This is a genomic window from uncultured Amaricoccus sp. (assembly GCF_937858865.1).
Classification (GTDB): Bacteria; Pseudomonadota; Alphaproteobacteria; order Rhodobacterales; family Rhodobacteraceae; genus Amaricoccus.
The window spans coordinates 1-8,878 of sequence record NZ_CALLYO010000197.1 but is presented as its reverse complement, the minus strand read 5'-3'; the positions used below and the strand labels follow the sequence as shown (position 1 = coordinate 8,878).

Genomic DNA, 8,878 nt, shown 5'->3' with positions numbered 1-8,878 from the left:
CTCTGGTGAGCCGTCAGCCGAGCGGGTAGCGGGCCAGTTCCTCGTAGAGCGGGCTCTCGCCGCCGAGGTGCGAGCGGTAGAGGCGGAAGTCCGCGGCCGCGAAGCGCGGGGCGGTCCAGGCGCCGCGCGCCGCGACCGCCCGCTCGAGGCGGTCGCGCTCGGCGAACCGCTCGGGCAGGCGCGCGAGGGTGACGTGCGGCACGAAGCGCCGGCCGGCCAGGGCCACGCCGGCGCCGCGGGCGGCGGTCTCGAGCTTGGCCTGGAGCCGCTCGAGCGCCGGGTTGGCGGCGACGGCGGCGTAGACGAGGCGCGGGCGGGCGCCGCCGAAGAGGCCGAGGCCGGCGAGCGCCACCTCGAAGCCGGGCGCGGAGACGGCGCGGAAGGCGAGGTGGACGTCGTCGAGGCGGGGCTCGGGCAGCTCGCCGAGGAAGACGAGGGTGAGGTGCAGGCTCTCGGCCGGGATCGGGCGCGGCACCGGCAGGCCCTGCTGCACCAGCATGAGCTCGAAGCGCACCGGCTCGGGCAGGGCGAGGGCGGCGAAGGCGCGGATCATCGTGTCATCGGGCGCGCGCGTTCGACGAGCTTCAGGACCGCGGGGCCGATGCCCTCGACGATGGCCGCGACGCCGGCCGCGTTCGGGTGCAGGCCGTCCGGCTGGAAGAGCGCCATGATCTCGGGGACGCTGCGGCCCTCGGCCATGCCGGCGAAGAAGGAGCTGACGTAGATGGCGCCGTGGCGGCGGGCGAGGTCGCGGTAGGTGGCCTTGAACTCGCGGCGCCAGGCGGCGGGGTAGGTGGGCGACGCCGGCAGGCCGGCGAGGAGGACCGGCAGGTCGCGGCGGCCGATCTCGGTCAGGATGCCGTCGAGGTTGCGGCGCATGTCGGCGAGATCGAGGCGGTCCAGCATGTCGTTGCCGCCGAGCTCGACGATGACGGCGTCGAAGCGGGGGTCGCCGGGCGGGCCGAGGGTGCGAGAGATGCGGGCGAGCCCCTCGCCGGTGGTCTCGCCGGGGACGCCGGCGTTGGCGACGGTGGCGTCGGGGGCGCCGTGGGCGTGCAGCCAGGCCTCGAGCTGCGCGGTGAAGCCCTGGGCGGGGGGCAGGCCGGAGCCGGCGGTGAGCGAATCGCCGAAGGCGAGGATGCGCACCGCGGCGGCGGCCGGGGCCGCGGCGGCGCCGGCCAGCAGGAGCAGCGCGGCGAGCGCGAGGGCGAGGCGGCGGAAGCCGCCGGGTGCGGGCGAGGAAGGGGTCATGCGCCGTCCCTGTCGGGGTCCGATTCGGCCTCCAGCCTCGGCGGCGAGGCGGGGGATGGTCAATATCCCGCGTGCGGCGGTCGCGGGCGGGTGACAAAGCCCCGAATTCCCGACATATAATTTGCCGGGAGCGGGGCGCCGCGCGGTTGAAATGCCGCCCGTTGCGCACGATATCCGCAAGGAAACCCCTGGGTCGCAAGGTCCGGGGCGGGGTTCAACGGAGGAGATCCATGGCCGATTACGGGACTGTTCGTCAGGCTGGCGCCGGCGTTCGCACCGCGCAGATCGACGAAGGCCTGCGCGCGCACATGAACAAGGTCTACGGCACGATGTCCGTGGGCATGCTCATCACCGCGCTCGCCGCCTGGGCCGTGGCCGGGCTGTCCGTGACCACCGAGCCCACCGCCTACCAGATCGGGATCGACAAGTATCTGACCGCCTTCGGCGCGGCGATCTTCGCCTCGCCGCTGAAGTGGGTGGTGATCTTCGCGCCGCTGGCCTTCGTCTTCGGCCTGAGCGCGGGCATCAACCGGATGTCGGCGGCGACGGCGCAGCTGGTCTTCTACGCCTTCTCGGCGGTGATGGGCATCTCGATCAGCTCGATCTTCCTGACCTTCACCGCCGCCTCGATCGCGCAGGTCTTCCTGATCACCGCCATCGCCTTCGCGGCCCTGAGCCTGTGGGGCTACACCACGAAGAAGGACATCTCCGCCTGGGGGTCGTTCCTCATCATGGGCGTGATCGGCCTCATCCTCGCGATGCTGGTCAACATCTGGCTCGCCTCGCCGGGGCTGTCCTTCGCGGTGTCGGCGATCGGCGTGCTGATCTTCGCCGGGCTGACCGCCTATGACACGCAGCGGATCAAGTCGATGTACCTGCAGCTCCGGGCGGCCGAGGGCGAGGAGTTCGTCGGCAAGGCGGCGATCATGGGCGCGCTGTCGCTCTACCTGAACTTCATCAACATGTTCATGATGCTGCTGCAGCTCTTCGGCAACCGCAACTGAGCCTGCTGCCATCGGATGAAGGCCTGGCGGCCTCCCCTCGGGGAGGCCGCTTTCGTTTCGGGGAGAAGGGGCGGCGTCCGACCCGGCGAGCGAGAAGCCCCCGCCTCATAGGAGCGGCCCTCCCGGAGGACCGCCGCCCGAGCGGCCTCGCTTCCGACCGAAGCGGGCCTCGGCCCGCGAGTCCCGGCCCTTACCGTTCTCGAAAAAATGTTTGCGGGGAGGCACGGGGCCGCGGGCTATTTTACCGTTTGAGTGAAAAGCGCGCTTGCATGAGGAACGCCGCGCGATTATTTACTGAAAACGGTAAAGAGGAGTCAGCCATGGGCGCGAAACACAGGGAGCCGATCCTGGTCGAGGTCGGCTCCCGGATTCGCGAGGCGCGCCTCGCCGCCGGACTGAGCCTGCAGCAGCTCGCGCGGCTGACCGGGATCAGCATCGGCGCCCTGTCGCAGATCGAGACCGGCAGGCGGGACGCGCGCCTCACCACGCTCGCAAGGATCGCCGCAGCGCTCCGCCAGGTGCCGGCCGCGCTGTTCGGCTCCCCCGCGGAGGGCCGGGCTGGCGAAGGCGAGGAGGCCCCGCGCCCCGGGTCCGAAGGCTACGATCTCGGTGAGTACGAATGACCGGGGAAGCGGACGCGGGGAGGATCGAGGGTGTGGCGCCGGCTGACGGAACCTTCGCCGCGAGGGTTCCGGTCTACCTCGACGCCCTTCACCTCGGCGACGTCCAGGTTGCCGAGGACGGAGCACTCTCCTTCGCCTATACGCCGGACTGGCTGGCGACCCGGGGGGCCTTCCCGCTGTCGCTGACGATCCCGCTGCGGCCGGGGCAGCACGCGAGGGACGTTGTCGAGCCCTGGCTCGCCAACCTGCTGCCCGAGGAGCAGCAGCTCGTCCAGGTGGCCCGCTCGCTCGGGCTCGACCGTTCCGACGCGCTCGCCATCCTGCGGGAGATCGGCGGGGATACCGCCGGCGCCCTGTCTTTCGGGGCGCCGAGCGATCCGGCGGCAGGGACCTACACTCCCCTGACCGAGTTCTACGGCACGCCGGACGAAGCGGCCGCCCTCGAACGCCACTTCGACGATCTCGGCCGCCGGCCGTTCCTCGCCGGAGAGGACGGCGTCCGCCAGTCCCTGGCCGGCGGGCAGAGAAAGTCGGCGCTCGCCGTGCTCGATCGCGACGGCCGGGCGGTGCTGCGCCTGCCGGGCGACGGCGACATGCTCGCCATCCCCCGCCAGGGCGCGCCCTCGACCGTCATCGTCAAGCCGGACAATCCATCCCTGCCCGGTATCGTCGAGAACGAGGTCTACTGCCTGCGCCTGGCGCGCGCCGCCGGAATCGAAGCCGTCTCGGTCACGGCGCTCGCGGCAGGACGGCGCCAGGCGATCTGCGTGCTGCGCTACGATCGCCGCATCGGCAGGACCGGCCGGATCATCCGGCTCCACCAGGAGGACTTCGCCCAGGCGAACGCGCTGCCGCCGGGCTTGAAGTACGAGGTCGGCACGATCCCGGGCCTCACCCTCGAGGCGCTTCTCAAGACCGGGCGCGCGCTGCCACCCGCCGATGCGCTCGCGCTCCTCGACCAGGTGATCTTCAACATCCTGGTCGCCAACGCCGACGCGCATGCGAAGAATTACGCGCTGGTGCTGCCTGTCTCGGGCCGACCGCGGCTCGCGCCGCTCTACGACGTGTCGAGCGTCCTGCCATGGGAACAGGTGAACCCCTTCTTCGCGCAGAAGCTCGCCGGCAGGAAGCGCAAGCCTGGCGACGTCGCGGCCCGGCACTGGGATACCATCTCCGCCGCGGCCGGGTTCCGCCCGGCCGACGTCCGCGCTCGCGTCGCCGAGCTGATCGACCGGATCGTCGCGAATCGCGTGCCGGTGACGCGGCAGGTCGTCGCGCTGCCCGGGATCGTGCCCGGGTATGTCGAGCAGGTCGCGGCGCTCGTCGAGGAGAACGTCCTGCGCATCGGTGGCCGCCTGCGGTGATCGATGCCGCTGCCGGATTTGTCGACGGCCAAATCCGGTGACCCGAGCGTTCCGCAGAGATCCCGCAGGGTCTCGGACGACGCCGGTCGTGGCGACCTCGGGACGTGGAGCTCGACCACGAGCAGGGTCATGGCGATGGCGTAGACCGCGTCGGTGAAGAAGGAGACGCGGTCGAACTCGAGCCCCTGGCCCTCGCGGAGATAGCTGCCGGGCGGCGGCTCGGGGCGGGCGGTCATCCGCGCGGGTTGGCGGCCTGGGTGGCGCGGGCGAGGGCGGCGAGCTGGTCGAGCGCGTCCTGCGGGCCGAGGCCCGCGCCCTCGAAGCCGAGGACGGAGAGGGCGACGAGCCGGCCGTTGACCTCGAGGAAGGCGCGCCAGAACTGCCGCTCGATGCCGGCGATGGGCTGCGCCCCGCGGTCCTCGACGAGGACGTAGAGGACGTCGCCCCGGAGCTGGCTGTTGAGGATGCGCACCCGCTCGGGCTGGCCGCTGCGGCCGAGGACGGTGCGGCCCTCGCGGGTGTCGGCGAAGGCCTGCAGATCGGCGAGCGAGCCGGCGGCGGTGTCGCCCTCGCCGGCGAAGCCGCCGGTGGAGACGCTGGCCGTCATGGCGGCGCCGACCGGCCGGCGTCGGCCCTGGGTGCCGTCCGCCGGGCCGCAGTCGCTCATCAGCACGAAGGCGCCGTCGGCGCCGGAGCTGACGCTGTCGGGGTCGATGCAGAAGCCGGGCGGGGGCGCGATGGTGACCACGCGGCCGGCGACGTTGAGGTTGGCGCGGCTGGGCGTGGCGCCCTGGCCCATGGCGGCGGGGTCGCAGGCCGCGAGCGCGAGGAGGCCGGCGGCGACGAGGGCCGGGGCGAGGGCGGGGGCGCGGCGCCGGTCAGAGGTCGGCATAGACGTGCCGCTCGTCCCGGGCGCCGGGGTGGGTGACGGCGCCGAACCGGGTCGGGCCGACGAGCTGGGCGTACTTCCAGAGCGCGCCGGCGCCGTAGATGGTCGGGCGGGGGCCCGTCCAGTCCTTGCGGCGGGCCTCGAGCTCGGCGTCGGTGAGATCGACGCTGATCGTGCCCTTGACGGCGTCGAGGGTGATGACGTCGCCGTCGCGCAGCAGCGCGATCGGGCCGCCGAGTGCCGCCTCGGGGCCGACGTGGCCGACGCAGAAGCCGCGGGTGGCGCCGGAGAAGCGGCCGTCGGTGATGAGGGCGACCTTCTTGCCCATGCCCTGGCCGGAGAGGGCAGCGGTGGTCGAGAGCATCTCGCGCATGCCGGGGCCGCCCCTCGGGCCCTCGTTGCGGATGACGATGACGTCGCCCACGTCGTAGGCGCGCTTCTGCACCGCGGCGAAGGCGTCCTCCTCGCATTCGAAGACCCGGGCCGGGCCGGTGAAGACCTGCTCGGCCTCGGACATGCCGGCGACCTTCACGATGGCGCCCTCGGGGGCGAGGTTGCCGATCAGGCCGACGACGCCGCCGGTCTTCGTGATCGGCTTGTCGATCGGGTAGATGACCCGGCCGTCGGCCTCGCCGCGGATGTCGTCGAGCTCCTCGCCGATGGTGCGGCCGCTCGCGGTCATGCAGTCGGTGTGGAGGAGCCCGGCGCGCATCAGCTCCTTCATCACCACCGGCACGCCGCCGGCCTCGTAGAGGTCCTTGGCGACGTACTTTCCGCCCGGCTTCAGGTCGACGAAGTAGGGGGTGTCGTGGAAGATGTCGCAGACGTCCTGGAGAGTGAACTCGATGCCGGCCTCGTGGGCGATGGCGGGGAGGTGCAGGCCGCCGTTGGTGGAGCCGCCGGTGCAGGCGACGACGCGGGCGGCGTTCTCGAGGCTCTTGCGGGTGACGACGTCGCGGGCGCGGATGTTCTTCTCGAGCAGCTTCATCACCGCGATGCCGCTGGCGGTGGCGTACTGGTCGCGGCTCTCGTAGGGGGCGGGGGCGCCGGAGGAGTTGAGGAGCGCGAGGCCGATCGCCTCGGAGACGCAGGCCATGGTGTTGGCGGTGAACTGGCCGCCGCAGGCGCCGGCCGAGGGGCAGGCGATGCGCTCGAGGATCTCGAGGGCGGCGTTGCCGAGGGTGCCGTTCTGGTGGCGGCCGACGGCCTCGAACATGTCCTGCACGGTGAGGTCGCGGTTGGCGAAGTCCTCGGGGACGGCGGAGCCTGCGGGGGCGCGGCCCGGCAGGATGGAGCCGCCGTAGATGAAGACCGAGGGGACGTTCAGCCGGACCATGGCCATCATCATGCCGGGGAGCGACTTGTCGCAGCCGGCGAGGCCGACGATGGCGTCGTAGCAGTGGCCGCGCATGGTGAGCTCGACGGTGTCGGCGATGGCGTCGCGGGAGGCGAGCGAGGAGCGCATGCCCTCGTGGCCCATGGCGATGCCGTCGGTGACGGTGATGGTGGTGAACTCGCGCGGGGTGCCGAGGGCCTGCTTGACGCCGAGCTTCACCGCCTGGGCCTGGCGGTTCAGCGCGATGTTGCAGGGCGCCGCCTCGTTCCAGCAGGTGGCGACGCCGACGAAGGGCTGGTGGATCTCGGCCTCCGAGAGGCCCATGGCGTAGTAGTAGCTGCGGTGCGGCGCGCGCTCCGGTCCCTCGGTGACGTGGCGGCTTGGAAGGGTGCGCTTGTCGATCCTCGGGGCGTCCATGGTTTCCTCGCCGGCTTGCTCGGGTGATGCTTGGGTCTAGGCGAGCGTCCCGGCGAACTCAAGCCGGCTTGCGCGCCGCCGCGGGGCGTTCTTGACCGGCCCCCGGGGCCCTCCTAGGTTAACCGCGACTTCGGATCAGGTGGAGGCCAGGCGATGGCGACGGTGAAGGTCACGGACGAGACGTTCCAGGGCGAGGTGCTCGACGCGTCTGTGCCGGTGCTGGTGGATTTCTGGGCCGAGTGGTGCGGTCCGTGCAAGATGATCGGGCCGGCGCTCGAGGAGCTGGCCGAGGAATATGCCGGCAAGCTGATCGTGGCCAAGGTGAACGTGGACGAGAACCCGGAGCTGCCGGCGCAGTACGGCGTGCGCGGCATCCCGGCGCTCTTCATGTTCAAGGGCGGCGAGGTGATCTCGAACCGGACCGGGGCGGCGCCGAAGGCCTCGCTCAAGGGCTGGATCGAGGAGAGCGTCTGACACTTTCCGGCGCCGCGACGAGAGAGGGCCGCGCTCCCGGGTGGGGGCGCGGCCCTTCGCTTGGGGCGGGGCTCAGGCGGCGGGGAGCTCGGGCTCCGGCTCGGGGTTGAAGAGCGCCGCCTCGTCCTCGGCGGTGCCGTCGAGGACGCGGTGGGCGCGGGCGCGGTCGATGTCGCCTTCCCAGGCGGCGATAACGACGGTGGCGACGCAGTTGCCGATCAGGTTGCCGAGGGCGCGGGCCATGCCCATGAACCAGTCGACCGAGAGCACCAGCACGAGGCCGATCACCGGGATCACCGGCACCGCCGAGAGGGTGGCGGCGAGGACGACGATCGCCGAGCCCGGGACGCCGTGGGCGCCCTTGGAGGTGAGGAGCGCGACGCCGAGGATGAGCAGCAGGTCGCCGAAGGCGAGCGGGGTGTTCGTCGCCTGGGCGATGAAGACGGTGGCGAGCGTCAGGTAGATCGAGAAGGCGTCGAGGTTGAAGGAGTAGCCGGTCGGGATGACGAGGCCGACGGTCGAGTCCTTGATCCCCATGTGCTCGAGCTTGCGCATGATCTGCGGCAGCACGCTGTCGGAGGAGGCGGTGCCGAGCACGATCATCAGCTCCTCGCGGAGGTAGCGGAGGAACTTGAGGATCGAGAAGCCGGCGAGGCGCAGGATGCCGCCGAGGATGACGAGGACGAAGAAGACCACGGTGACGTAGTAGAGCAGGACGAGCATGCCGAGCTGCTGCAGCGAGCCGACCCCGTAGGCGCCGACGGTGTAGGCGATGGCGCCGAAGACGCCGAGCGGCGCCAGGCGGATGATGAAGCCGATGATCTTGAAGAGGACCTCGGTCACCAGCTCGATCAGGTGGGTGACGGGCTGGGCGCGCTCGCCGATCAGCGAGAGGGCGGCGCCGAAGAGGACCGCGATCACCAGCACCTGCAGGATGTCGCCGTTGGCGAAGGCGCCGACGAAGGTCGAGGGGATGATGGCGAGCAGGAAGTCGACGGCGCCGTGCATCTGGTGGGTGCGCTCGACGTAGGTCGACATGGCGCTGGCATCGAGGGTCGCCGTGTTGACGTTCATGCCGTGCCCGGGTCCGAAGACGTAGGCGACGATGATGCCGAGGACGAGGGCGATGGTGGTGACCACCTCGAAGTAGACGATCGACTTCACGCCGACGCGGCCGACCTTCTTGAGATCGCCCGCCGAGGCGATGCCGTGCACGACGACGCCGAAGACGAGCGGCGCGATGATCATCTTGATGAGCTTGATGAAACCGTCGCCGAACGGCTTCATCTGTGCGGCGAAGTCGGGCCACAGGACGCCGGCGACGACGCCGAGGATCAGGGCGACCATGACCTGGCCGAAGAGGGATTTCGTGAAAGCGGGCATGGAGGTCCCCTTTGCTGGCGCAGGTGCGCGTGTTGCGTGCGGCGGAACGGTCTTGCCCGTTCCGCCGGTTCTCGGAGCGGCGCTAGGTCGTGAACCCATAAACGGGATTCCCGTTTGGGGTGTTCTGTGATTCAAGC

9 protein-coding genes and 1 pseudogene are annotated in these 8,878 nt (G+C 71.2%); 4 read left to right on the top strand and 6 right to left on the bottom strand.

Annotated elements, in window-relative coordinates; translation table 11 throughout:
• Positions 1–13: 13 nt before the first annotated feature.
• Positions 14–553: an RNA 2',3'-cyclic phosphodiesterase gene (thpR, locus tag Q0112_RS05460; RefSeq protein WP_297972519.1), complete on the bottom strand. Its 540-nt coding sequence runs from the start codon at positions 551–553 to the stop codon at positions 14–16.
• Positions 550–1,251: an arylesterase gene (locus tag Q0112_RS05455; RefSeq protein ID WP_297972516.1), complete on the bottom strand. Its 702-nt coding sequence runs from the start codon at positions 1,249–1,251 to the stop codon at positions 550–552. The genes thpR and Q0112_RS05455 overlap by 4 nt, the downstream gene beginning before the upstream one ends.
• Before the next feature lie 230 nt (positions 1,252–1,481).
• Between Q0112_RS05455 and Q0112_RS05450 the strand changes: the two genes are divergently transcribed.
• The 3 genes from Q0112_RS05450 to Q0112_RS05440 all read left to right on the top strand — a co-directional run bounded on the left by Q0112_RS05450 (position 1,482) and on the right by Q0112_RS05440 (position 4,242).
• Entirely contained in the window at positions 1,482–2,255 is a 774-nt protein-coding gene (locus tag Q0112_RS05450) for a Bax inhibitor-1/YccA family protein (RefSeq protein WP_297972513.1), read from the top strand.
• Positions 2,256–2,524: 269 nt separating this feature from the next.
• Positions 2,525–2,878, top strand: coding sequence for a helix-turn-helix transcriptional regulator (locus tag Q0112_RS05445; RefSeq protein WP_297972511.1), 354 nt, complete (start codon positions 2,525–2,527; stop codon positions 2,876–2,878).
• Entirely contained in the window at positions 2,875–4,242 is a 1,368-nt protein-coding gene (locus Q0112_RS05440) for a type II toxin-antitoxin system HipA family toxin (RefSeq protein ID WP_297972508.1), read from the top strand. Before Q0112_RS05445 ends, Q0112_RS05440 begins: the two co-directional genes overlap by 4 nt.
• Positions 4,243–4,319: 77 nt before the next feature.
• Here the strand turns inward: Q0112_RS05440 and Q0112_RS19440 are convergent.
• From Q0112_RS19440 to ilvD, 3 genes and pseudogenes are all read right to left on the bottom strand, one after another.
• Positions 4,320–4,478: pseudogene (locus Q0112_RS19440) on the bottom strand (TMEM175 family protein); the annotation flags it as partial.
• Complete coding sequence (locus Q0112_RS05435) at positions 4,475–5,134, bottom strand: hypothetical protein (protein WP_297972505.1); 660 nt, start codon at positions 5,132–5,134, stop codon at positions 4,475–4,477. The pseudogene Q0112_RS19440 and the gene Q0112_RS05435, both read right to left, overlap by 4 nt.
• Positions 5,121–6,884, bottom strand: a complete 1,764-nt coding sequence (gene ilvD / locus Q0112_RS05430) for a dihydroxy-acid dehydratase (RefSeq protein ID WP_297972502.1) — start codon at positions 6,882–6,884, stop codon at positions 5,121–5,123. Before ilvD ends, Q0112_RS05435 begins: the two co-directional genes overlap by 14 nt.
• A 153-nt stretch (positions 6,885–7,037) precedes the next feature.
• Between ilvD and trxA the strand changes: the two genes are divergently transcribed.
• Positions 7,038–7,358 carry a thioredoxin gene (trxA, locus tag Q0112_RS05425; RefSeq protein ID WP_297972499.1) on the top strand — a complete coding sequence of 107 codons (321 nt, stop codon included), beginning with the start codon at positions 7,038–7,040 and terminating at the stop codon, positions 7,356–7,358.
• A 72-nt stretch (positions 7,359–7,430) separates the two neighbouring features.
• Here trxA and Q0112_RS05420 read toward each other — a convergent pair whose 3' ends face one another.
• The gene (locus Q0112_RS05420) at positions 7,431–8,741 is read right to left on the bottom strand and encodes a dicarboxylate/amino acid:cation symporter (protein ID WP_297972497.1); all 1,311 of its coding nucleotides are present in this window, start codon (positions 8,739–8,741) and stop codon (positions 7,431–7,433) included.
• Positions 8,742–8,878: the final 137 nt, after the last annotated feature.